Origin of the sequence: Flavobacterium zhairuonense, from assembly GCF_004352915.1 — a bacterium.
GTDB lineage: Bacteria > Bacteroidota > Bacteroidia > Flavobacteriales > Flavobacteriaceae > Flavobacterium > Flavobacterium zhairuonense.
On the sequence record NZ_SJSY01000070.1, the window covers coordinates 1 to 26,497 of the forward strand.

The following is a 26,497-nucleotide window of genomic DNA, read 5'->3' on the forward strand; positions in this document are numbered from 1 at the left end:
ATCGGTTGATGCATTCGAAACACCGCTAACAGCATCTGAAGTTGAGGAAACTCCATTTACATTTGAAGTTAAAGTATTTCCGGACAAGCTCAAAGCGTTTGTTGTTCCAGAAGCTAAAATCGGACTTAGATCCAAAGCCGTGCTTGAAACTCCGTTTACAGTTGTCGTCAAACTTGTCCCTGATAATGAAGTTTCATTTGTATTGACAATCGGCGCGCCTGTACTTGTGATTCCGTTTACTGTTATTGTTGATGTATTTGCAGTTGATGCATTCGAAACACCGCTAACAGCATCTGAAGTTGAGGAAACCCCATTTACATTCGACGTTAAAGTATTTCCGGACAAGCTCAAAGCATTTGTTGTTCCCGCAGAAATTGCAGGAGCCAAATCCAAAGATGTACTTGCAACGCCATTAACAGTTGTCGTCAAACTTGTTCCCGTTAATGAAGTTTCATTTGTATTGATTATGTTTACATCTCCTCCCGTTACTCCATTGACCGTGGTATTTAAACTGTTTACTGTTGATGTATTTGAAACTGATGTTACATTTTGAATTGAAGCTGGAATTAGCAAAGCTCCGCCATCAGTTCCAACGGTTATGATATTATTACTATCTCCACTTATTATTTTCGAAATGTTTGTTGCGCCTGTTTCATTAGTATATCTAATTTCCCCGGTTGTTAAATTTTGTGACAAGGTTGTAACTGTTTCATTTGCTTTTACAATTGAATTTATATTAACTACTTGTGTGTTTCCCGAAGCATCAACATACTTAAATTCATTTGTTGTAGAATCATACGTAACTATCCCTTTTGTTTTATCTACAATTTGCTGAAGAATATTTGTTACAGCAGGATTATTTACAATAGTAGCGAAATTTGTTGTCACATCTCCTATAACATCAATTTTCACAGCGATTCCAGATTCATTGGTATAAGTATAAGAACCATCTGAATTATTAACAACAGTAGTTAAAGTTTCATTAGCTTTGACTATGGAACTAAAATCAATTATTTGCGAATTTCCTGCATTATCAATATACGAAAAAGACTGTGTAACTGAATTATAAATAACAGTTCCAGGGCTAGCTACGGCTTCTCCTGATATACCAATTCTATTCCATTTATTATCAAACCAATAGTAATATCCGGGTTTTATATCAGAAACTGTCGCTGTATTAAATACCAATAAACTATTGACATTTCCGCTTACAATTGTCGATGTATCAGTTGAGCCAGTTAAATTTATTCTAGGAATTAATACGCCTCGATTTGTTGCAACAACTTCTAATTGCGAGGATAAATTAGGCATTGGTGTCCCAATTCCAACTTGAGAGTAAGCAACGTAACTCATTAATAATAAAAACATGGAAAGTAATTTATTCTTCATAAGATTGAATTATTAGGATTAATAATTTAAGTTATAACAGAAATAAAAGAGAAAACAAAACCGTCTTCACAGATTTTGTCGTTTAAAAGATCTGCAAAAATTCATTCATTATAATGTAGGTGAAACAGCATTTCAAAAAATGCATTATTACTTAAAAAATAAGTAAACTAAAAAGGAAAGTACTATGTAAGATTTGAGGATTATAAAACTTACTTTTTATAGCGATGTAAATTTAATAAATACGAAAAACACTGACAATCAAATACTTGTTTTTTTTCATCCTCCTTAATCAACATATAATAAAGTGCTAATAACTAAATTTAAAAACTTTCCGGATATAAAAAAGGCAGACTTTTACATCTGCCTTAAATATCAATAATTTAAATAAATTGCTTTTTGTTTCTTAAATCTGTCTTTATCTTTCTTATAAAAAAAAATCATCTAAAGTCTATTTCAAAGCAGAAATTCCTTCATGTGTCGGAACAACTTGCTTAATACTTCCATCAGCATTAAACTCTAATTTATCCATGCAAACTTCGCGGTGAAAACCTCCTGCATCACCCATTTTTATTCCGGTTGGATAAGAGAATCTGTGATACGTAATGTACCATTCGTCTTTATTTGGAATTTGCAAAACCGAATTATGTCCTGTTGCATAAATTCCTTGATCTGGAATTCCTTGAATTACGATATTGTTTTTTGGAATTTCAATTGGTCCAAGAGGCGATTTTGAAGTTCCGTATCTTACTTTATAATTCGGGCTTCTGGTATCGTCTTCACTCCATAAGAAATAATACGTTCCTTTTCTGTAAATAACATATGTTCCTTCGCGGAAAGTATTGTCTACTTTAATGACTTTTGTACTTCCTTCTTTAATCGAAATCATGTCGTCATTCAACTCGACTACAGCCATATATCCGTTGCCCCAGTACAAATAACTTTTTCCAGTTTTTGGATCTGTAAAAACATCTGGATCAATTTCTTGTCCGCCTTTTATGCCTTCAGGTCTTGTGCTTACCAAAGCTTTTCCGCTATCGGTAAATGGTCCTGTCGGATTATCTGATGACGCCACACCAATTTTTTGAGCTGCCGTGAAATAATAGAAATATTTGTATTTTCCTTTTATCTTTTTCTCCACAATACATGGCGCCCACGCATTTCTGTTTGCCCAAGTCACATCTTTTTTAAGGTCGATGATAATTCCTTCGTCTTTCCAATCGGTTAAATTATCAGATGAAAAAGTTTTGAAATAATATCCTGACCAACCGTCAAAACCGTCGCTTGTTGGGTAGATATAATATTTCTTGGTTTTGTTTGAATACAGAATTTCAGGATCGGCATAATAACCTTCTAAAACCGGATTGTTATTGATTTTTGGAAACTGTGCCGGCGTTCCCCATTTTGCTGTTAATCGTTTCAATTCAGAACGCGTAATAGGCAAAATAGTTCCGTGACGCGGATTGAAGTCCATTGAAATTTCATTATCAATCACACTGAAGTTTTCTAAATCTTTACTTCTCGTAAACTGATATTTTCCTTTCATATAAACGTCATACATCAAGATATAATCATCCGAATTGTTTAATTTGAAAACACTCGAACCTTCAACTCCGTCATTTGTTTGCTGCAGATAATTATCATTTTCTGTCCAATTTCCGGAAGTCAAATCGGTTGTTGTAGCAACTTTAATTCCCGCTTTTCCGCCTTCGGTTTTATAAAACAAATGATAAATACCATCTTTTTCGATAATATCGCCATCAATACAAGCTCGTTCCGACTTTGGAACAAATAATAATTTTGGAGCGCTTTCTAAAGCTGTAAAATCTTTATTGGCGTAAGCGTAATAAATTTTATCTGGTCCGCCTGCATATTGCAAACTAAAATAAATTAAATATTTCCTCGCTTTTGCATCATAAATTGTTTGCGGTGCCCAAACACGTTTTAAGTTTTCATTGCCAGGAAAAGTGGTCTGAATATTAACCACATTGCTTGTCCAATTTACCAAATCAGTACTTTTAAGCAAAACCATAGCGCGGTTGCTGTCCCATCCTTTTGATGACGTCATATCAGTCAAAACCATATAAAAAGTTTTGCCATCGTCGCCACGCAAAATATGTGGATCACGAACGCCTCCAGTAGAACTAATTACTTTGCTGTCTAAAACCGGTTTGTTGTCATTTAAGTGATAATAATGATAACCATCGGCACTTACAGCATAACGAACCGCTTCTTCTTCGACTTTATTTCCTGTGAAATAAACAAATAAATAGGCTGTTAAATCCTTTTCGGCAATAACAGGCGGTGTTCCTTTTTTATTATTCTGAGCTTGTACAACACTAAAAAATGATAGTAGCGCAACAAGCGTTAATTGTAATTTTTTCATTTCTTTTTTTTCGGTTTATTTTGTTTTGGCGCGTATTACAACAAATGAATATGGAGGTAATTCTTTTGAAAATGCTTCTTTAACTCCAATTTTCTGAGTAACTGGTCTTGCAGTTGTATTTTCTGGAGTACCTGATAATATAGTATAATCAACGTTTTCTGTTAGAGTTAAATTCGATAATTCAATCGACGGCGTAACTGCAACCGGAAGCACATTGACCAACTTTATAATCAAATCACCAGAAGCTTGATCTTTTACAACAGAAACTCCAATGCGCTTATTTACTTCATCATTTTCTGAAGTTTCGATACTTCTTTCAATATAAATATCACCCGGATTTTGACCGTACAATTTTTGCACAAAATAATTTACGGTAGGTTTTATTTCACTTCCTGTAAAATAAATCAAATCTGGATTCCATTGCGTGTGTTTTTCTCTGGCTAATAAAGGCGCATACGAAGCCATTGTTACAACATCGCCGTTGCGTTCCACTCCAGTTAAATACAAAGCTTCGGCCAACGCATTGTAAAATTTATTGCCTCGAGAAGCATATTCGCCCAAATATACTTTTGATTTTGAACGATCATAACTGTCATAAAAATCCTGATTATTAATAAACCAACCCGGCGTTTGATAATAATGTTCGTCAACGATTGGTAATTTCAAATCATTGGCAATTTTCCAGCCTTCATTATAATCTGTTCCTTCAAAAAAGGGCCCAACAGTTCCAATTACAATAATTTCAGGATATTTTTGTTGAACGGCTTTTACGATCATTCGGTAACGTTCTTCAAAAACATCGCTGATCAAGTCTTCATTTCCAATTCCGATATATTTTAAATTGAAAGGTTTTGGATGACCCGCTTCGGCACGCTTTTTACCCCAAACGGTATTCACGCTTCCATTGGCATATTCGATCAAATCCAAAACATCTTGAACATATTCGTCCATATCTTCCATCGGAATTCCGAATTGCTGTCCTGAACCGCCATCAGATGAATTTTGGCACGGAACTCCAGCTGCTAAAACCGGAACGGCTTCGGCACCTAAATCTTCGCAAAACTGAAAATATTCAAAATAGCCTAATCCCATTGATTGGTGATATCCCCAAATATTTCGCATCGGGATTCTGCTTTCAAGCGGACCAATTGTATTTTTCCACTTATAAATATTATGCAATCCGTCACCGTGTGCCACGCATCCACCAGGGAAACGAACAAATTTTGGATGCATGTCTGCAATTGCATCAGCAAGATCTAAACGAAGTCCGTTTCTGCGATTTTTGAATGTTTTTTGAGGGAAAAGCGAAACCATATCAACAGCAGTTTCGCCATTGGTACTAATTTCTAAATGCGCATCGTTTACTGTTTTTGACGATTTTAAAACTGCATTTAATTTTTTCCAAGAAGTTGATGGACTAAATACGGCTTCCGCCAAAGTTTCTCCACTTGCCGATTTCAAACGCACAACCGCTTTTGAACCTTTTGCAAAAACACTAAAATCGTATTTTTCATTGGCTTTCAAAGCGATTCCATCAAAACCAGAATTGCTGATAGTTCCTTTTGAAATTACGGCATAATTTGGATTGTTTGGATGAATTGGATTTTCTTTTGAAATTTTAAAATCACCGCTCCAAGCCATTGTTGCGTTCCATTTTTCATCTCTTTCTTTTTTATCATGAAGCGCATATTCAAAATCGCGATTTTGAATCAATTCGCCGTATAAACCACCGTCAGCAGCATAATTAATATCCTCAAAGAAAACACCCGTAAGCATGTTGCTTATTTTTTTTGACTGCTGGCCATCGATCTTAATTGTTGCCTTTACAGGTTTTAAACCAGCAAATAATAAACTGTCACTTTTTGGTGAAGTATTGTCTTTTTTATCTCTAAACTTAACCGATTCCATGTTTTTAATCATAGCATCGACCAAACTCCAATCTACCTGATGCAAAGTTCCTTGTAAAACAACACCTTGAATTGTAATTTCTTTTTTCAGTTTAAGAGAAGAAGCATCAGCGTCAATTACTGTTGTGCTGTAATTTTTAAAGTCTTTTGTTGCTGTCGAATAATTTTTTCCGCTTTCGCTGAAGTGTACTAAATACTGACCTTCTTTTTGACTTACCTGAACATTTTGAATCACCGATTTATCCTGATTTTTTCCAACAAAATTCTTCATTCCTTGAATGTAATTTTGTCTTCCCCAATTTACTAAATCCTTGCTTTCAGAATGTGCAAAAACATTGTCTTTTACACTCCAAAAACAATGAAAAATTCCCACATTATCGCGAACTACAAAAGGTTCTGACATGCTTTTTCCTGTTGGTCCCCAGCTTCCAAAATCTGATTTCAGAAAACTGAATTCCGGACCTATTGAAAACCAATTTTTCTGATCCGTGCTCCATGCAAAATGGAGTCCGTTTTTTCCATTATTTTTTAAAGTTGAATAAGCAAATAAATAGACTTTATCAGGCTTTTCCATTGGCTTCACAGCAAATCCAGACGTTATAAAAATAATCGTAAAAAGCAGAATCAGACTAAAAAGACAGCGCAGCAAAAATGTTCTCATTATTTTTTACCTTTTAATTGATACAAAACAGAAGCGTGTGCTTTTAAATCTGCCGAAATTTCTTTTGAAGACAATTTAGATTTTTCGCTTGTCCACATATTCAAAACTTCAACTGAACCAGAAAGCCCAAGATCAGAAAGATTTACTGAAACTTTCTCTGAACTTCTATCTGAAACATTAAATAAAGCCAGATAAACACTGCCGTCTTTTGCATTTTTTGAAGTCACAGCAATTTTTCCATCTTTTTGAAAAAGTTGTTTTACGGCTGTGCTTTCATTGTGCATTTTTACAACTTCTTTATTCGTCAATAATGATAAAGTGAATGCGTCATTGCTTGGCAAATCTCCCCCAAAAAACAAAGGCGATCTGAAAATATTAAAAAACGTAATTAAAGTATATTGTTCGTCTTTTGTCAAGCGTGTCATTCGGTCTTCACCACGTTCTCCGCGCACAGAAATACGTCCAAGCGGAATCATGTCGCAGTCTGGCCAAGTTCCCGGCGCAATGTACGGATACCATTTTTGAGCCACATCCATTAAATGTGTGATGTGTGGCCAAGTATCCCAAACGTCGTCAACCATTCTCCACATATTGGCATGTGTGCTTACGTGCGGTGCTGCCGAAATTGGCGTTTCACCCGGAGAGGTACTTAAAACAATTTTGCGTCCGCATTTGTCTATGGCATTTCTGATCAAGTTGATTTCTCCTTCGTGATAAGGTCTTGACAAATCATCAATTTTAATAAAATCTACGCCCCATTGTGCGTACAATTCGAAAATAGAATTATAATATTCTTGTGCTCCCGGTTTGTCTGCTACAACAGTATAATTATCTCTCAGCCATTCGCATTGTAATGCAGTTGAATAAATTTGGTCAGCCGTAATTCCGTTTGCGCCTTTAATTGGCAGTTTTTCTTCAACCGCTTTTTTAGGAACTCCGCGCATAATGTGAATCCCGAATTTCAATCCTTTTTTATGAATATAATCGGCTAAAGGCTTAAAACCTTGCCCGTCTTTTGCAGAAGGAAATCTGTTGACAGCTGGCAAATATCTTCCAAATTTATCCATCACATAACGTGGATCTGTCTGGTTGTAACCACCCGCTTTGTCATTTTCAACAAACCATCTGATATCCACAATTACATATTCCCAACCATATTTTTTTAGCTCTTTTGCCATATAATCGGCATTGGCTTTTACTTCGTGTTCTTCTACAGTTGGTCCGTAACAATCCCAACTGTTCCAACCCATTGGTGGTGTTTTCGCCCATTGCTTAAATTCTTCTTTTCCAAATGTTTTGTTTTGTGCATTAGAACAAATTGATACCAAAACAACTCCTAAAACAAGAGTAATTTTATTCTTAATTTTCATTATAATGTGGTTAGATGTTAATAAATGTAAAATTTACACTTCAAATATAATAAACTTTATTCGTAAAATGCAATTAACCTGCCTGTAAACCAAAAACACAGACAGGTTAATTGAAAAATAAAATAACTAACTAATAATTTTTGCGCTCAGTTAAAAGCTCCAGAGGAGCAAAATATTTATAGTAACAAATTAATTAGAGAAATTAAGCTCCAGCGAAGCGATATCTATAGCTCAGATCGTAAATTAAATTTCACCCCGATGGGGTTCTTGTGACTTAAAATTTGTTTATTTTCTATAAATAGGTCGCCCCTCTGGAGCTATTCTCAAAACTTTTATTTCACGTTAATCGTCACTTCTACAGGCTTTAACCATTGACTACTAAAAGTAACTTTAATAGGTTGTGCCTCCCCATTCGCCTGAATATAAGCAGCAATATGTCCGTGAAAAACTCTTTGGATATTATCTGTATAATCGGTCATGTCACTATTATTTCCCGCTTCAAGTCCTAATAAAGTTCCAGGTCCGCTGATTTTGCAAGTCACTTCATTGTCTGAAAGCATTACCGGAAGTCCGTTTTGATCTTTTACCTGAACCATGATTTTAGCAACACCTTTATCTTTGCTGATTGTAATATCTTTTTCAGCAATTGTCAATTCAGCAGGTTGTTGTGTTGAGTTGATTGCATAACGACTCACTTCTTTATCATTTGCATCCAAACCAATTGCTTCTAATTTTCCAGAAGCAAATGGAATATCCCAATAAATAATTCCGGTTTTTTCGTCGTATAATTTCGTTTCTCCAACCACTTTTCCGTTTAATTCCAAACGTGCTTTTGTCGCATTTGTATAACAAACCACACGAATTTTTTGTCCTGCTTCGTAGTTCCAGATTGCCCATGCATCTTTAGAAATATCTTTATCATTTGTCAACGAATAAGTTCCAACATATGCCATTGGTTTATCTGACCATAATGACTGACGGAAATACCCGCGAGGTTTGATAACACCTGCAAAATCAACTAAACCAGAGTAAAATCCGCGAGAAGGCCATCTTCCAGATTCTCCTAAATAATCAATTCCTGTCCATAAAAATTGGCCAAAAATGTGTTTGTTGTTTTTAACTGCTAACCAAGGATCCATGTCGTGAACATTCTCACTTCCGTAGATAACACGGTTTGGGTATTTTTTATGATCAGTCAGATATTTGCTTTCGGTATAATTGTAACCTGTAATATCTAAAGCTCCCGGATATTCTGTTTCGTTAGACATTGCCACACCCGCTAAACCTGCTGTTGTAGGACGCGATTTGTCGTATTTTTTAACTGCAGCGACCAAACGTTTTGCAATTACTCCAAGACGCATTGCATCTGGCGCATCTGGTTTATAACCGCCGTAAGCCGCTTGGCCGAAACCGTCTTTTCCTTTATCTAAAACTGGATGTGAATAAGGATCGTTTGGGTAATCAACTTCATTTCCTATACTCCATGCAAAAACTGAAAGGTGATTTCTGTCTCGACGTACAAAATCTTCTAAATCTTTTTCGGCATAATCAGCGAAAATATCAAATGAACCTTCAAAACCTGGAGTTCCGTAATTCCAGCCTTCTAACCATTTACGTTTTGGGAATTCCCATTCGTCATAGGCTTCGTTTAAAACCAATAAACCTAATTCGTCGCAAAGTTCATAGAAATCGGGAGCTTGCGGATTGTGGCTTGTACGAATAGCATTTACACCAATTTCTTTTAATGTTTTTAATCTCGTTTTCCAAACTTCTTTAGGAACCGCTGAACCTAAAACTCCAGCATCATGATGAAGACAAACTCCTTTCATTTTCATCCATTTTCCGTTAAGCGCAAAACCATTATTTGGATCAAAAGTAAAATCTCTAAAACCAGTTTTCGTTACTGTTTTATCAATTTCTTTTCCGTCTTTTAAAACGGTTGTTTTAAGTTCATATAAATTCGGATTTTCTAAATCCCATAATTGTGGATTTTTGACATTTATTTTAGCCGAAATCTTTCCACTTTGTTTTGCCGCAACATCAATTTTAGAAGATGCTTTTGCTACTGATTTTCCATCTTTTGAAAACAATTCATTTACAACTGTCAAAGATGATTTTGCAGCAGAACCATTTTCAACATCAACCTCAACATTCAAAGTTCCTGTCCCTTTTTTCACTTCTGGATACGCATAAACGCCCCATTGTGCAATATGTACCGGATTTGCATATACTACCCAAACGTTTCTGTAAATACCAGAACCTGTGTACCATCTTGAATCGGCACTTTGGCTGTGATCAACGCGAACAGAAATCGTATTTTCTCCACCAAAATTCACAAATTGTGTTGCATCATAAGCAAACGAAATATATCCGTTTGGGCGTTTTCCTAAAGAATGTCCGTTGATGAAAACTTCGCTTCTATTGTAAACTCCTTCAAAATACAAATACACTTTTTCACCCGATTTGCTCTGCGGAATATTGATTGATTTTCTGTACCAAGCAATGCCACCCGGCAAGTATCCTTGACAACTTGCCAATGTTGGACTCAATTGTCCTTTTACGCTCCAGTCGTGAGGCACATTTACATTTTGCCATTTGCTGTCGTCAAATGTTGTGTTTTTTGCATCTGGAGTTTCCTGAAGATTGAACTTCCAATTGTCATTTATTTTCTTTGAATCTCCAAACGATACTTGACTGCTCGCAGACAAACACGAAAAGAGTAAAACGGGTAGTAAGGTCTTTTTAGATAACACTATAGTTTTATTTTTAGTTAATTTTTTTGTTTCAAGTTCTTTTTTAGTTCTCAGTCGCAGTTTTCAGTCGCAGTTTTCAGTGTAGTAAACTGTACACTGTGACTGTGACTGTGACTGTGACTGTGACTGTGACTGTGACTGCGACTGAAAACTTACTCAAATTCTCCCACAAACGTCACTACTGATCTTGCGGGGATTTCTATATTATCGATTTTCTGAATATCGCTTCTTTTTAAATTTGAAGTTTCAGAAGTGATGTAAGGCGTAAGCTCGTTATTTTTTACAGTTCCTTTCGATAAATCAAACTTGTATTTTTGAGCCGATTTTCCGCAGTTTACAGCAACAACAATCAGTTTTTTGTTTTGAATATCTTTGTAAGCCGTCAACATTACATCATGCGCTGCGTCTAATTCGTTTTGATTTGGAACATCAACTCGTTGCATACCTGGGCGCACAAAAAGCGAATAATTCCCAAGAGCCCAAAGCAGTTTTGAATCGTGGAATTCTCCATCGTTTCTAACATAATTTGGTTCTGTTCCTCCGTTGCTTTTTCCGTCATCCAAATAAATCAAACCGTCTTTATAATCAACACGTGTAATCGATGTCCACCATTGCCATGAAGCTGCATTGGCAACAGCAATATCATTATGAATCAAACGTGCCACAAATAACGCAGTTTGCATTCCTAAATCTCTTCCGCCACCAGAACCACCCGGAATTTCATTTTCTCCCGGATTCTCTAGAATACAATATTCAGACTGCCAATATTTCAAACCTGGATTTCTTTTTATTTCTGCAGCAATTAGTTTTCTACTTAAAACTTGTCTTTCAACTGGCCAAGTGGTAAAATAACTGTGACCAAGAATCACATTTTTTACATTGGAGAATTTCGAAACATTCGTTTTTGTTTTTCCAAAGAAGAAATCAATCTGATTATCGCGATTTTCTTTATTTACATTTTCATACAAATAATCAATCTGCGCCGCTTCAGCAATAACAATTTCAGTTTTCATTTTGTTAGCTTTCAGTTTTTCTGAAAGTGATTTGGTCAAATCATAAATTTCCTGATTGGTTGCCGGAGTTCCTTCCTGACTGTTTGTATCGCCGTGTTTTGGCATCCATTCCCATTGTGGTTCGTTTATTGGACTAACATAATCGAATTTTATTCCTTCTTTTTTCTCTAATCCTTGAATACTTTGAACTAAGAAATCGGCAAATTTTGGAATTGCGCCATCTTTTAGATTCAGTTTATTCTTTTGAGAAGCAAACGAAAGTCCGTTGTTTGTCATGAAAACAGGCGGACTGTTTGTAAAAATCAGGAATTTTTCGACACCACGTTTTTTTGCTGCCTGTAGAAACCATCTTTGTCCTTCTTGTTTAGAGAAATCATAAGTTCCGTCAGGATTTAAAAAACATTCACTTCTTCTCCATTCGTCAGAAACTTTGCTGTTTTCGCCTTGCTCAGTACTTCCAGCGCCAAGATTGAATCTCCAAATCGAAAGTCCAATTCCTTTTGGATTTCCCTCCGCATCAATTTCTTGACTGAAAAGCAAATCGGCAATGGCATTCTTTTTTTGTTCTGGCCAATTTTTTCCCACAAACTGGGTTCGCCACGCATCAGAACCTCCAAAACCGTCCATCGTCTGAACGACTTTATCTGTACTGATAATGGCAGTTCGCTGTGCAAATGACAACGAACTCATTACCAGAAAAAGTGAGATATATACTTTTTTCATTTATTTTATTTTATTTAACCGCAAAGACGCTAAGTTTTGCGCAAGGTGCGCTAAGTTTTGCATAAGCTTTGCGAACTTTGCGTATTTTCTTTGCGATCCTTGCGGTTAATTTTTTTATTCCTACTTATAATTCCCAACGTACGTCACCACTGACCTTGCAGGAATTTCTAAACTCCCTGCATCAACAGCAGTTCCTTTCTTTAAACTTAAAGTTTCTGAAGTTGTATAAGGTGTTAATTTATTATCAGTTAAAGCTCCTCCTGCCAAATTCAATTTATAGGCTTTCGCCGATTTGCTGATGTTTACTGCAACAATTACCAGTTTTTTAGTCGCAGCATCTTTATAAGCCGTTACCATTACATCGTTTAAAGCAGTTGCATTATCCACACTTGGAATTTGAACTCTCACCATTCCCGGTTTTACGAAAAACGAAAAGTTCCCTAAAGCCCATAATGTTTTTGAATCTCTGATATAACCATCGTATTTGCAATAATCAGCATTTCCGGCTCCGTTGCTTGCATTGTCATCAACATGAATCAAACCGTCTTTGTAATCACCACGGCTAATTGCTGTCCACCATTGCCAAGAAGTTACACCTCCAAGCGCAATATCAGTGCTGATAATACGTGCAGTCCAAAGTGCAAGAGGCATTCCTAAATCTCTTCCTGCTCCTGCTCCACCTGGTAATTCAGCTGTTCCTGGACTTTCTAAAACACAATATTCAGAGGACCATAAACTTACTCCGCCAGTTGCCTGAATTCTTGAAGCAGCTTGTTGTCTTGACGAAACCATTTCACTCAAAGGCCAAGCTTGCCAGTAACTATGTCCAGAAATGGTTTTCTTAACATTGCTCAATCCAGAAATCTTTTTAGTTGAATTGGCTCCAAAGAAATAATCAATCTGATTTGATCTGCTTTCTTTTCCAGAAACTGTTTTGTAAAGCGATTCATAAGATCCCGCTTCTCCTACAACAATTTGAGCGCCAAGCCCTTTTGATTGTAATTTTGGAGACAAAACATTTACAAAACTGTAAATATTTGCATTTGTAGCGGGCGAACCTTCCTGTCCAGAACCGTCCCACTCGTATTGCGGTTCGTTAAACGGACTCACATAATCGATTGTTAAACCGTGTTCTGTTTTTAGTTTGTCTAAAGAATTCACCCAGAAATCAGCCAATTCTGGCATTTTTCCATCTTTTAAATTATAAAATTCTTTGATGCTTGCATGAGCTTTTCCGTTTTGCGTCAAGTAAACTGGTGCGCTATTGGCGAAAGCCAACAACTTTTCAACACCACGTTCTTTTGCTGCTTTCATAAACCAAACCTGACCAGCCTGTTTGTTCATATTATAGCTTACGCCGTCTGTTGTAAAACATTCTGTACGTCTCCATTCATCTGTAATATCACTTGCATCGCCTTGTTCTGTACTTCCAGCGCCAAGGTTAAAACGCCATAATGAAAGTCCGATTCCTTTTGGATTTCCGTCTGCATCAACTTCTTTGCTGAATAATAAATCGGCTATTTTATTTCTTTTGTCAGAAGGCCAATTTTTTCCAATAAAATTAGTTTGCCAAGCATCCGAAGCTCCAAAGCTTTCCATAGTCTGAAGATTCATATCCAGATTTACGTTCAACTCTGCAACTGAACTTTCTGAACCTGAATTCTCCGATTTTTCAGAGTCGCAGCTCACCAAAAGTGAACTAGCGAAAAGCAAGCCTGCACAAAGCAGACTTACTTTATTTTGATTATAAAACCTCATTTTAGTAACCAGGATTTTGAGTAATAACACCGCCACTCAAGTCAATTTCTAACTGCGGAATTGGCCATAACAAGTTTTTCGCAGGATTAAAATTGATTCCCTTATCCTGAGGTTCTCTCAAGTTTGTCGTTTCATAAGGATCTGTAGAACTCAAGTTGTATTTCACAAAAGTTCCATTTGGTCCCATTAACGATTCAATAACTGGTCTTCCTGTTGTTGGATCTTTTTCACGACGAATATCATATAAACGTAATCCTTCAAAAGCCAATTCTAAACGACGCTCTTTGTAGATTTGTCTTAATAAAGTAGGTCCAGAAAGTCCTGTTTTTGGATCTAATTTTACACGCGCTCTGATGATGTTGATATCTGCTAAAGCGTCTCCGCCAGTATGGTAACTTGCTTCCGCTCTTGTCAAATACATTTCTGCCAAACGAATCAACGGAATATTTAATGGCAAGTGACCATCTTTTTTATCTAATGAACGGCGCGTTGCAATTGGAATATAATATTTACGGCAAATACGTCCCGATTTATTGTCATTTAAACTGAATTTGTGTGTTGGGTTTAAAACCTCATCACCGTAAGCTGCTTCGCCCCATTTTGTAATTGTACTTCTACGACGGATGACATCATTTTCAGATAAATACGCATTTTCTAAATCACTTGTTGGCATACACCATCCCCAACCGTCAAGAACATCCGCAGCATCGTTGCTTGGGAAATTCTTTTTGTCTTCGCCTCGTGCTCCTGCTAAAGTAGGAAGCATAGAACCTAAACTTTTATCTTGAACTGATGAAGACTGTGCTTCCAAAATTGACTCCACTCCGTTATGGTTGTTTACATTCCAGATATTCAAGAAATCAGCTTCAAGTGCATAAGGACCTTCTGTGATAACTTTGTTTGAATATGTTTTAGCATCAGCCCATTTTTCTTGAAACAATGTTACACGAGCCAACAATGCATAAGCAGCCCATTTGTTGATTCTGCCTTCCCTGTTTACCGGAATCGTTTCTAGTTTTGCTGCTGAATCTTTTAAATCTTTTTCAATTTGAGCGTAAACATCCGCTTTTGGACTACGTTGTAATTTCAAATCGCCAGTTCCTAAAGAAGTTGTGTACAAAGGAACATCTCCAAAAAGATTCACCAATTCGTAATAACAATAGGCTCTCACGAAAAGAGATTCCCCCATATACTGATTTTTTTGAGCTTCAGTAAGTGGCGATAAAGCCATTTTCTCCAAACCAATATTTGCCGATTGAATCGTATAATAATGAGCTGTGTAAATACTATTCATGTCACCCATATTATCAGGCGTAATGATGTATTGCGAACATGGTCTGTGCGCACCGCTGTCCTGTCCTGTGTTACCCATCCAGGCATCATCAGTTGACATTTCGTTGGTAACTCTTGGCGCAATTAATGTCCACCAGTCATTCGGAATTAACAATCTGCGAGTTAATTCGTTGGTATAATTTTCGCATTCTTGTGCGGTTTGAAAGTAGTTTTCTAAAGTTTGTGTTCCTCTTTGCTCTTTTTCAATAAAATCGCTGCAAGAAACTGCCAATAGAGAAAAAGTGATTATTGATACTATTATTTTTTTCATGATCGTTTTTATTAAAATGCTACATTAAGTCCCATCAAGATTGTTGGTTGTACAGGGTAATTCCATCCTGCAAAACCAGATCCTAAAACATCTCCACCAACTTCAGGATCAACACCTGTAAACTTTGTCCATGTCCATAAATTTTGTCCAGATAATGAAATTCTTAATTTATCTAAACCAAATTTGTTATAGAATGAGAAACCAACTTGTAAGTTTTTCATACGTACATACGAAGCATCTTCAACATAAAGAGAAGAGAATTTCGTAAAGTTTTCATTGTTATCATCTTTAGCCAAACGAGGAATAGAGTTTGAAGTTCCTTCTCCGTGCCAAGCTATTTCTGATAAATTGCTTACTTTATTTGTCAAACTTGCACCGTTGTATAAATCTGAAATATTTTGGTTAACCAAATCATTTCCAATGCTCGAGTAGAAATTTGCTACCAAATCAAATTGTTTGTAAGCAAAAGTCAAGTTAAGACCCACATTATAATCAGCCCAAGGCGTACCAATTTTAGTTCTGTCTTTGTCGTCTATTTTTCCATCACCATTGATATCTTTAAAGCGAACATCTCCTACTTGTGCATAAGGCTGTAGTTTTGTTCCGTGTTCATCTGTATGAGAATTTAGTTCTGTTTGGTTTTGGAACAAGCCATCAGCAACATATCCATAAAAATAGCCTGGCTCATTGCCTTCAACAGTTAACGTTCTGTTGCTTGCGCCGTATAATTTTTCACCATCAGCAGATAAATTCACCATTTTTACATTTACAGTTGTAAAAGTCAAATCGGCACCGTATGAGAAATCTCCTTTTTTATCTTTAAATGAAACTAATAAATCAACCCCATTTGATTTCATAGAACCAACGTTTGTCCACATTGTAGAATATCCAGGGAAACCACTGTACGTTGGAAATTGTTTTAAGAAAAGCATATCGTTTGTTTTCTTTTGGTAATATTCCAAAGATCCAGAAAGCTTGTTTTTCCATAATCCGAAATCAAGTCCGAAAGAGATATCTTCAACCGTTTCCCATTTAATGTCTTTATTTGCCATTGTAGAAGGATAAGAAGTATCAGCAATATTATCTCCAATAGGATAAAAACCTGTTCCGATATTTGACTGATAAACAGCATCTTTCAAGTTTTGATTTCCAACTTTACCCCAACCTGCTCTGAATCTTAAATCACTCAAAACATCTTTTGTAGATTCCATAAAATCTTCGTTCAATATTCTCCAAGAAACCGATGCAGACGGGAAATTTGCCCATTTGTTGTTTTCCATAAATTTTGAAGAACCATCACGTCTGAAAGTACCTGTGAAATAATATTTTCCATCATAATTATACGAGAAACGAGAAATATAAGATATCAAAGAATTTGAAGTTCGAGTTCCACTGCTGTTACGGTTTTTAGTCGCTGCATCTAATTCTCTCATTGAGTCAGAGTTGTTCGGAATTCCTTCTCCATATCCCCAAAGTTTGCTTTGGTTATACTCTTCCATTGTATTACCAATCATCAAAGACGCATTGTGTTTTTCAGCAAATGTTCTATTATAAGTAATTGTGTTTTGCCAAGTCCAGTTCACATCCGTAGTGTTCCACTTTTCAACGCTGTTGATTTCTGCTTTTTCGTGTGCAGCATCGATTACGAAGTCTGGGCTGAATTTATTTCTTACGATATCACCCACTTCAATCGAAGCTTGTGAACGAATTACCAAACCTTTGATTGGTGTGTATTGCAAATAACCATTTGTATTTAAATTGTACTGATCTGTAAAATCATCATAACGTTTTACAGCCGCAACAGGATTCCAGATATACGAAGGAGAACGTGCATAAATACTGTATTCGTTTTCTGTACCGTTTAATTGATCTGCTGGTTTGTAAATTGGCGTAATTGGATCAATTTTATCAAAATCGGCCCAGTTTCCTAGTGAACCATAGGTTTCGTAACGAGGATTTAAAGTAATTCCGGCAGAAAATTTATCAGAGAATTTAAAATCATTTGCAATTCTCATTGTGATTCTTTCCCATCCACCAACTTCATACATTGATTCTGAGTTGTAATAGTTTAAGCTAACTGCGAAAGTATGTTTATCTGAACCTCCAGTTACTCCAAGCGAAGCATTTGTTACAGGAGAAGCCTTTCTGATTCCGGCATCCCACCAATCCGTTGTTTTTCCTCTATATTGAGAAGGATTTGGCAAATAATCCGCATAACCAGAATTGTTGTATGCCGTATTCATCATCGTTGCATAACCTTCGGCATCAGCCATATTGTATGGATTATTCATCATTTGCATACCAGAACTTAAGTCAAAATTGAATCTGGTTTTTCCTGCTTTTCCTTTTTTAGTCGTAATCAAGATAACCCCGTTTGACGCTCTAGAACCATAAATTGCACTCGCAGAAGCATCTTTTAAAACTTCCATCGATTCGATTTCGTTGTTGCTCAAAAAGTTGATGCTTGTTCCCATCGGAATTCCGTCAACCACATAAAGCGGATCTGTACTTAAGTTTACCGTAGAAATACCGCGAATCAAAACTCTAGGTTGTGCACCCGGCCCGCCAGCTCCAGTAACCTGAACTCCAGAAACTTTTCCTTGCAAAGATTCAGCTACGTTGCCAACTGTCATTGTTTGTAATTCTTTCCCTTTAACAGAAGAAATCGAACTCGTTACGTCGCTCTTTTTTACAGCAGCATAACCAACCACCACAATTTCATCTAAAGCCTGACTTGATTCTTCTAAAACAATATCAAAATTCGTTTTATCGCCAACTGGAACTATTTTATTAGCAAAACCAACAAAAGACAATTCGATTTGTGCATTTTTATTCGGAACCTCGATCACGAACTTTCCATCAAAATCTGTTGAAGTATTAGTTGAAGCTCCTTTTACAACAATATTAACTCCTGGAATTGGCACTGCGGCTTTATCCTTAACAGTACCTGTTATTTTTATTTGTCCAAATGATACCGCAGTACACATCAGGGCAATAAAAAATCCTATATATTTTAATTTCATATTAAGCTGTTTTATTAATTAAATGTTACAAACAAGGCTGCAACTATTTTTTAGTTATAAATACTCTTTCTAACTCGGTATCAAGAACTACTTTGTAAACTCCCGCGGCTGCTGGATATTTAGCATTTCCGTTCTCTCCTGGCGACATTGTACAAATTCCGTTTTTGATTAATCTCCAAGAAGGATCCCACCATTGGCCTGTAAAAGTGGCTTCCATAGTTCCCGTTAAAGTGTATTCACCAACTAATTGATAAGGATTTGCCGAATTATTGCTCAAGTGAAGTCCCGTCATAACCCATGCATTCCAAGTATCCCAGTTTGCATCTTTAATTCCTCCACCACAAACACTTACAAAAGGTTTTCTAAGAGCAGCATCGTCATGCCATAATCCGTTAGCGATATCAGCCCAAACTTTGCTTGTTGGCGTATATTTTTCAGCTGTATATTTTAAAGTATTCGGATTCACTTTAATTTTATAATATCCTTTTGTTGGCAAAATAATTGGTGTTGAAGCAACATCATCAACTAATTCTCCAGCAGTATTCAAACCAAAACAATGCGGTGCAAAATCTGATTCTTGACCTAAGAAATAAACTTCCTTATTGTCTTTGTCTGCATAGTATTTGAATTCGAAATCTTGTCCGTTTTTCTCGTGGAAATACATTGGAACCCCAACAGCATCAGTAGTCAAGTTTGTTCCTTTTGGCTGATCACATAAATAAATTGCAGGATATTCATTTGTAGCTACGATATTTACATTTAGAGATCCCGTATTTGGAATTGCAAATTTGTCTTTAGCCGTAATCGTTAAAACATAATCCGCTGCAGTTACAGGTAATGTATACGTTTTGTTGAAAGTATAAGATTGTGGCGATCCTGTCAACTGAATCATTTCGTTGATTCCTAATGCAGCGCACTGAACTTGTACATAATCAATACCTGAATCGTCATTTACTGTAAAGTTCAATGGCATTTGGTTGCTTGTTGACAACAAGATAACAGCACCTTCTTTTGGTGTAATCATATTGATTGACGGTGCAGCAAATTCTCCATCTAAACGCAAATTAATTTCTTCATTAACCGCATTTCCAGAAACGTCTGTAATGATCAATTTAATTTTGAAAGCTTCAGAAGTTCCTCTATTTGCTGGAACTTCAAAAAAGTAACTTAGATCGTATGATTTAAGCAAAGGATCTGTCGCGAATGTAATTACTTTATCAAGTGATAATTCTGGAATTTGAATTTCGACACTTTTTAATCCCAAATCATCAGCAAGAGCCGCTTTGATTTCGAATTTTCTGTTTGGCGCACCATAAATTTCCTTTGTAGCAACTACTACTGTAGGATCATCAGAGGGAGCAAAATCTGAATCATTGCTTTGACATCCTGCAAACAAGATGGCAAAAACGGCAAGAAAAAATAAAAATTTATTCTTTTTCATTTCTTTAATTTTAAGGTTAGGTTAGTTTGTTCTTTTAAGCGTAAAGTGATTGTTTAGGTAAATGAGTCAGACTCATTTTTGAAGATCCAGATTGTCCTTTTCTTTTTGGAGAAAGAAAATGACAATGAAAAATCGGTGGTTTGGTTTTTGTCATGTTAGTAAAGTTTGATTAATATTTCCTTTTTTTTCTTTTTCTAAACAGCTAAGTTTTTATTTTTTGGCCCGTGATTTTCGCCACGGGCCAGATAAGTAATACGTAAAACCAACTCTTACAATCGTATTTTAAAGAAGGCTCAATTCTTTAAACTGATTAAAAACTTATCAAAAAAATAACACTTATAATTTTACACAGTAATACAACTTAATCTATTACTATCGGTGCAAAGAAATATTTAAATCACACTTCTAAGGAGGGGTAAAATGGAAAAAAAAGGAGGTCAAAATTGTAATTAATTATTATTTCGCATTAAAATTTACAGAGTATTAAAAAATAACCGAATATTTTTACATAATCTGCAATCATTAAAATATTCTTTGTTTTAAGACTAAAACGTTTGAAATTTTTCAAAAAAACATACCCCCAGCCACAAAATGCAATTGAGTCTTTAAGAAAATGTAAAGTCTGAAAATGATTTTTAACTGAAATCGTTGAGCGTAATTAATTTTAACACATAGAAACATAGTTATAGTAACTTTATAAAAAAGGCGTTTCACTTATTTAAATGCATCCCGAGACTTCGGGACTATGTGTTAGAAACATCGTTTCTTTTTGCATTCTTTTTTATCCATATAAAATCTATGTTTCTATGTGTTTAAGATTACGCCAGTAGATTAACCGATAATATTCAAATCGGAGTTAAAAGAGCTCTTGTATTTTTTAATATACTCTGAAGGCGTCATTCCAAAAAGTTTCACAAACTGCTGTCTAAAATATTTAGGATCTTCAAAACCGACTTCGGCACTTGCCTGTGCAATATTCATGTCTTCAGTAAGCATCAACATCGCCGCTCTGCGAATCCGGAGAGACCGAATAAAAGCATTTAATGTTTGTCCCGAAATAATCTTGATTTTAGTATAAAGCGTCCTGTGGCTCATTCCCATTTCCTGAGCGAAGGTTTTAATCGTAAAGTCTTTTTTATGAATATTCGCTTCGACAATATCAATACACTTTTTCAAAATAAATTGATATTCAGCTGGAACTTTCTGGGTATTCTCTTTTAAAGTAATGCTGTCTAAGAAATACGTTCTAAGATTGCTTCTGTTTTTTAGTAAAGATTCTACGCGTGCAACCAGAATATCATCATCAAAAGGTTTCATGATATAATCATCGGCACCATCGTTGATTCCTTGCAAATGCGTTTCAGGATTTTTTGAAGCTGTCAATAAAATAACTGGAATGTGGGACAAATCATTGCTTTCCTTAATTTTTCGGCACAATTCCAAACCGTCCATCTGCTCCATTGCAATATCACTGATAACCAGATCTGGCATATGCTTTTTAGTCAGTTTCAAGCCTTCTTCGCCATTTTCAGCACTGTACACCATATAATTTTCAGAGAACATTTTAATCAGATAATTTCGGATATCATCATTATCATCAATAATTAAAACAGTTCTTTTTTCAGTCAGCATTACGGTTTGAAAATCAGTTTCTGAAACCTGATTTGTAGCCGAATTATTTTCTTCAATATCATCAATATTCAGTTCGTCAAAAAGCTGGCTTCTTTGCTGCACATCATTTGTAATAATCGCATTCTCAAAATGACTGCTTCCTTTTAAGAATGTCAGTTTAAAAATACTCCCTTTTCCAATTTCACTGCTGCAACTCACTTTTCCTTTGTGTTTGTCAACAAAATATTTCACAATAAAAAGTCCGATTCCAAAACCAGTACTTATAGAAACTTTAGAATTAATTTGTCTAAATTTCTCAAATATAATGTCAATATCCGCTTTATCGATTCCTTCTCCGCTATCTGAAATTTCCATTTCAACATCTGAAATTGTTTCGGTTAATTTCAAACTAATTTCACCACCAATTGGAGTATATTTAAAAGCATTCGACATTAAATTGAATAATGAAATTTCGATTTTTTCATAATCGCCAATAATCTCAATTTCATTGTCTGGAATATCAAAACTGTAATTGATGTTTTTATCTTTTGCTTGATTTACAAAACATTGATAGACTTCATTGCAAAGTTTATTTACATTTATAGGAGACAATCGTAATGAATCCGCATCATTTTCTGCTTTTCTAAAAAGCAAAAGCTGATCAACCAAACTCAATAAGCGTCTCGCATTACGATGTGCAATAGCCAAATCACTTCCTGAAGATCCATTTTCAACGCGTTCTTTTTGAACCGCTTTTTTCAGCGGATTTATAATCAGCGAAAGCGGTGTTCTAAATTCATGCGATATATACGTAAACATTGACGATTGTTTCTCGGCAATTTCCTTTTCTTTTTTGCTTTCTAATTCGGCGATTTTGACTTTGTATTTTAGTTTTTCCTTATTTTTATTGTATTCCAAATAAGCAAATAATAAGCCGGCAATTGCAAATAAATACAACGTATATGCCCACCAGCTTCTGTACCAAGGCGGTAAAACTTCTATAGAAATCAATGCAACTTCCTTATTCCAGCCTCCTTTAAAATTGGTTGTTTTTACTTTAAAAGTATACGTTCCCTCGGGCAATCTCGAATAATTTGCTTTTCGGGCTTGACCCACATAATTCCATTGTTCGTCCCAGCCTTCTAAAAAATAAGCGTAATTTATTTTGTCAGCATTGTTATAGTCAATTGCCACAAATTCTAACGATAAAGCCGTTTGATCATAATCAAGCGTGACTTTTTTTAGATTTGCAGAATCTGCTTCAGAAACCTCTGCTTTGCTTTCTTCAATACTTTGATTATTAACCGAAAAATCACTCAGCAATAAATTATTCTTCTGATTAAATCCTTTGATCGCTTCTGGAAAAAAGATATTGAAACCGTTGATTCCTCCAAAAAGAAACTCTCCATCAGACAATTCGATTCCGGCGTTAAAACTAAACTGATTGCTCTGTAAACCATCATTTACAGAAAAATTGCGGAAGGTTTGTCGCTTTTTGTCAAATCGGCAAACTCCGTTGTAGGTACTCATCCAAAGATTGCCTTCTTTGTCTTCAAGCAATCTCAAAATGGTATTTGATGGCAAACCATCATCTGTTGTAAGCCTTTTAAAAGTATTTGTTTTTCGGTCAAATAATAAAAGTCCGCCTTCCTGAGTTCCCAGCCAAAGATTTTTGTCTTTGTCTTCGTGAATACATCGAATTGTATTTCCGATGAAAAGCTTTCTTATTTTCTTTGATTTTTTTTCGATTGAAAACAAAGTCGTATAATTTCCACCCCAAAGTTTTCCGTCGCTAGTTTCCGTCAGACATTGCAAGTTTGTAACCGATTTGTCAAAAAGCACAAAACTGTTTTTTGCTCTGTCAAAAAAATACAACGCTCCTTCATTTGTAGCACTTGCCCAAATATTTGCTTTTGAATCTTTGTAAACAAACCAAATATTCTTTTCAACTTGCTTTGTAAATGGATTATAACACGAATATTGCGTAACCGAATTATTCTTCGGATTAATTTTATTGACGCCTCCAGCCCAAGTAGAAAGCCAGATTTCATTATTATTATCCCGAATAATTCCGGTAATAAATGGACTTGATAATTTATTTGCGTAATTGCTGTAGGTATTATTTTTTCGGTTCCAATATTTTAATCCGGCTCCGTCTGTTCCTATCCAAAGATTCTTTTTTTCATCTTCGCAGAAAGATAAAATAAAGTTTTCTGTCGGATTTTTCGAATTGTAACGAATGCTCTTAAAATATTTCGGCGTGTTGCTCAACATGCTGATGCCGCCACGCAATGAACCAAACCATTTATTGCCGTCTTTGTCTTCGTATAAACTCCAAACTGAGTTGCTTTTTGCCAACTGATTTTCATTGACCGTATTAAACGAAATGGTTTTTTTATTTGTTCCGATGACTTTGTAAATGCCACAACCATCAGTCGTGATCCAGAGTTCTTTTTTCTTGTCAACCAAAAGATCGGTGACGCTGCATTTATTTGAAAAATAATTGTCAGAGATGATTCCAGTTTTGGTATTGAACAGAAAAAGTCCTTCATCAGTTCCAAGCCAAAGATTTCCATCAGAAGCCAATTTCATTGCTTTTACTTCTTTTGAAAGTGAAAAAACTGCTTTTAAAATTTTAGCCGAATAACTATAACTACAAATTCCAACATTACGAACATAAACCCACGAATGATTATTCTTTTTGTCTTCTTGAATTGCAATCGCATCATAATTATTGATGCTGATTTTATTGCCTAAAACCGTAAGCGGAATTTGTTTTCCAACAAAGGAACCATTTTCAAAACTGATTAATCCTAAACTCTGCGAAGCTATCAAAAACAAATTGTCAGAAACCGAACGCATCTGATGAATAATATCGTTCAGGATTTTCTTTTTATTGGAAGAAAAATATTCTGCTGGAAGAAAAGCTGCAGTTGATTTGTTGTAAATGCTAATTCCGTTTGCGCCTCCTACCCAAATGTTTTTTCTGGAATCGCCTTCGATATTGTAAACGGTGTTAAAAGATAACGACTTTTTATCGTTGATTCGATTGCGGAAAACTTTGAAGTTGTAACCGTCATAACGGTTGAGTCCGTCGTAGGTTCCAAACCAAAGATAACCGTCATTATCCTGAAAAATAGTCGTCACCGAATTGTTCGACAAACCGTCAGAAATATCAAGAAATTTCACGGGATTATCCTGCGCAAAACTCAGCGAAGTGAAACCAAATAACAATATAAAATGCAGAACAAAATGCTTCAAAATAGTATGCTTTTTTTGGAATTTGTGTAGAAACCACAATTATAAGCCTATTTATGGCAATTTTGCAAAAATCAATTCATAAAATTTTGATTTTCGGGCTGATGTGTAAGGCTAAATCTTACGTTTTTGTTTTTAGTAAAGGTTTGCTTATAAATTGGTTTTTGATTTTTGAGACAATTACAATTTTTAAAAAAGAAAAACTTATGCAAAGTGAATCCCAAAATTCGTTCGGGATTACACAGCATCTCACGACTAATTTCCCGAACACAAAACAAACACAAAACACACGTTTACAAATATTTACAATAAAAATCCATTTATCAAATCAATATTTTTTTTACCTTTAATACATTCCAACAACTTAAAAATAATATTATGAAAAGAAGAGTATTACTTGTAATGGTTTTGTTTGGAACCATTACGCTTGCAAATGCGCAAAGTGTAGGAGATCTTACGAAAGCGGCAAGCAAAGCATCACAGACAGCAGTTCCTTCGTTTGATGTGGCTAGTATTTCTAATCAGGTTATGGGATTGTTGAATCCTAAATTGAAATTAACCGATGCTCAAAAACCTATTGTAAATTCATTGGTAAATGAAACGCTAAACAAAAAGAAAAATATTTTGCCAACAATGGCGACTGACAAAGCAGGTTACACCTCAAAAATGACAGCCAACAGAGAATCTTTTCTTACCAAAATGAAAAAGAACATAACTCCTGCACAATTTTCAACATTAACTTCTTTATTGCCCAAATCAGCTTCTTCGGCATCAGCATTGGCACAAATGCTTTATTAAAACATTGAAGTAAAAAAGCAAAATAGCTACGGTTCTATTTTGCTTTTTTACTTTATTCTTATGCTTTGCAAGGTTTTCATTTATGCGCACCTTTTTACGAGCTAGACGCTTCCGTTAATAAGGTTCCTATTTAATATTTATCTTTTCAAATTCAACAGCATCAATCAATTCAATATCTTTTTCATAAGGATTGACAGCGCCAAATCTCAACTTGCTATCAGTTAAAATTACAATTAAATGTTTTTCTTTAAATTTAGAATTAACTAATATCAAAGTATTTCCAGAAATTGCATAATTACTATAAATTATTTTTTTGCCATTTTCTATTCTAGTAACATTTTTTTTGTTGATTTCAAGAATAATAGTTGAATGTTTTTTATCTGCTATTTTCCAACTTCCAATCAATTTTTCTTTGGTAAAAGTTTCCTGTTGGGATAATGATAATATTGTATAAACTTGAAAAAGCCAAATTAGAAGATAAATAATATAATTTCTAAAGAAAAGAAAACCCTTTGCTAAGTAATTACCTTGAAAAGTCTCTCTTTTATTTAAAAACAAAATCAATAGAAAATTGATGCCGTAATAAAAGACAAAAACAACAAAACTGAATACTAATAAGATAAAGAATTTATTATTATCCATATAACCTAAATTATAGAATAAACTAATTTGTAATAAACAAAATGCAACTATTAAAATTGAAAATAAAATTTTCAATCTTAATTTTAAAATTGGTTTAGATAAAATATTAAAAAGAACCAAACCTAATACCGTAAAAAATGATATATATAATAATTTCATTTTAA

13 protein-coding genes are annotated in these 26,497 nt (G+C 35.2%); 1 reads left to right on the plus strand and 12 read right to left on the minus strand.

Annotation, left to right across the window (positions count from 1 at the left end; all coding sequences use genetic code 11):
• The 11 genes from EYY60_RS07825 to EYY60_RS07875 form a co-directional block, all read right to left on the minus strand.
• Nucleotides 1-1,389: hypothetical protein (locus EYY60_RS07825; RefSeq protein WP_132988826.1), on the minus strand; the 1,389-nt coding region annotated here is incomplete at its 3' end.
• Between the two features lie 448 nt (nt 1,390-1,837).
• The gene (locus EYY60_RS07830) at nt 1,838-3,772 is read right to left on the minus strand and encodes a family 43 glycosylhydrolase (protein ID WP_132988827.1); all 1,935 of its coding nucleotides are present in this window, start codon (nt 3,770-3,772) and stop codon (nt 1,838-1,840) included.
• A gap of 15 nt (nt 3,773-3,787) precedes the next feature.
• Nucleotides 3,788-6,340, minus strand: coding sequence for an alpha-L-arabinofuranosidase C-terminal domain-containing protein (locus tag EYY60_RS07835; RefSeq protein WP_132988828.1), 2,553 nt, complete (start codon nt 6,338-6,340; stop codon nt 3,788-3,790).
• Entirely contained in the window at nt 6,340-7,710 is a 1,371-nt protein-coding gene (locus EYY60_RS07840; RefSeq protein WP_132988829.1) for a glycoside hydrolase family 27 protein, read from the minus strand. Before EYY60_RS07840 ends, EYY60_RS07835 begins: the two co-directional genes overlap by 1 nt.
• A gap of 332 nt (nt 7,711-8,042) precedes the next feature.
• Entirely contained in the window at nt 8,043-10,463 is a 2,421-nt protein-coding gene (locus tag EYY60_RS07845; protein ID WP_132988830.1) for a sugar-binding domain-containing protein, read from the minus strand.
• 152 nt (nt 10,464-10,615) lie between these two features.
• The gene (locus EYY60_RS07850) at nt 10,616-12,199 is read right to left on the minus strand and encodes a glycoside hydrolase (RefSeq protein ID WP_132988831.1); all 1,584 of its coding nucleotides are present in this window, start codon (nt 12,197-12,199) and stop codon (nt 10,616-10,618) included.
• Nucleotides 12,200-12,319: 120 nt separating this feature from the next.
• Nucleotides 12,320-13,957, minus strand: a complete 1,638-nt coding sequence (locus EYY60_RS07855) for a glycoside hydrolase (protein ID WP_132988832.1) — start codon at nt 13,955-13,957, stop codon at nt 12,320-12,322.
• 1 nt (nt 13,958) lies between these two features.
• Nucleotides 13,959-15,560, minus strand: a complete 1,602-nt coding sequence (locus EYY60_RS07860) for a RagB/SusD family nutrient uptake outer membrane protein (protein ID WP_132988833.1) — start codon at nt 15,558-15,560, stop codon at nt 13,959-13,961.
• A gap of 11 nt (nt 15,561-15,571) precedes the next feature.
• Entirely contained in the window at nt 15,572-18,583 is a 3,012-nt protein-coding gene (locus EYY60_RS07865; protein WP_132988834.1) for a SusC/RagA family TonB-linked outer membrane protein, read from the minus strand.
• Between the two features lie 43 nt (nt 18,584-18,626).
• The gene (locus tag EYY60_RS07870) at nt 18,627-20,024 is read right to left on the minus strand and encodes a hypothetical protein (RefSeq protein ID WP_132988835.1); all 1,398 of its coding nucleotides are present in this window, start codon (nt 20,022-20,024) and stop codon (nt 18,627-18,629) included.
• Between the two features lie 831 nt (nt 20,025-20,855).
• Nucleotides 20,856-24,896, minus strand: coding sequence for a hybrid sensor histidine kinase/response regulator transcription factor (locus tag EYY60_RS07875; RefSeq protein WP_132988836.1), 4,041 nt, complete (start codon nt 24,894-24,896; stop codon nt 20,856-20,858).
• 375 nt (nt 24,897-25,271) lie between these two features.
• Here EYY60_RS07875 and EYY60_RS07880 point away from each other — a divergent pair, with 375 nt between their 5' ends.
• On the plus strand, nt 25,272-25,691 hold the full coding sequence (locus tag EYY60_RS07880; RefSeq protein WP_132988837.1) for a hypothetical protein: 420 nt from the start codon (nt 25,272-25,274) through the stop codon (nt 25,689-25,691).
• A gap of 126 nt (nt 25,692-25,817) precedes the next feature.
• Here EYY60_RS07880 and EYY60_RS07885 read toward each other — a convergent pair whose 3' ends face one another.
• Entirely contained in the window at nt 25,818-26,492 is a 675-nt protein-coding gene (locus EYY60_RS07885; protein WP_132988838.1) for a hypothetical protein, read from the minus strand.
• Nucleotides 26,493-26,497 lie beyond the last annotated feature (5 nt).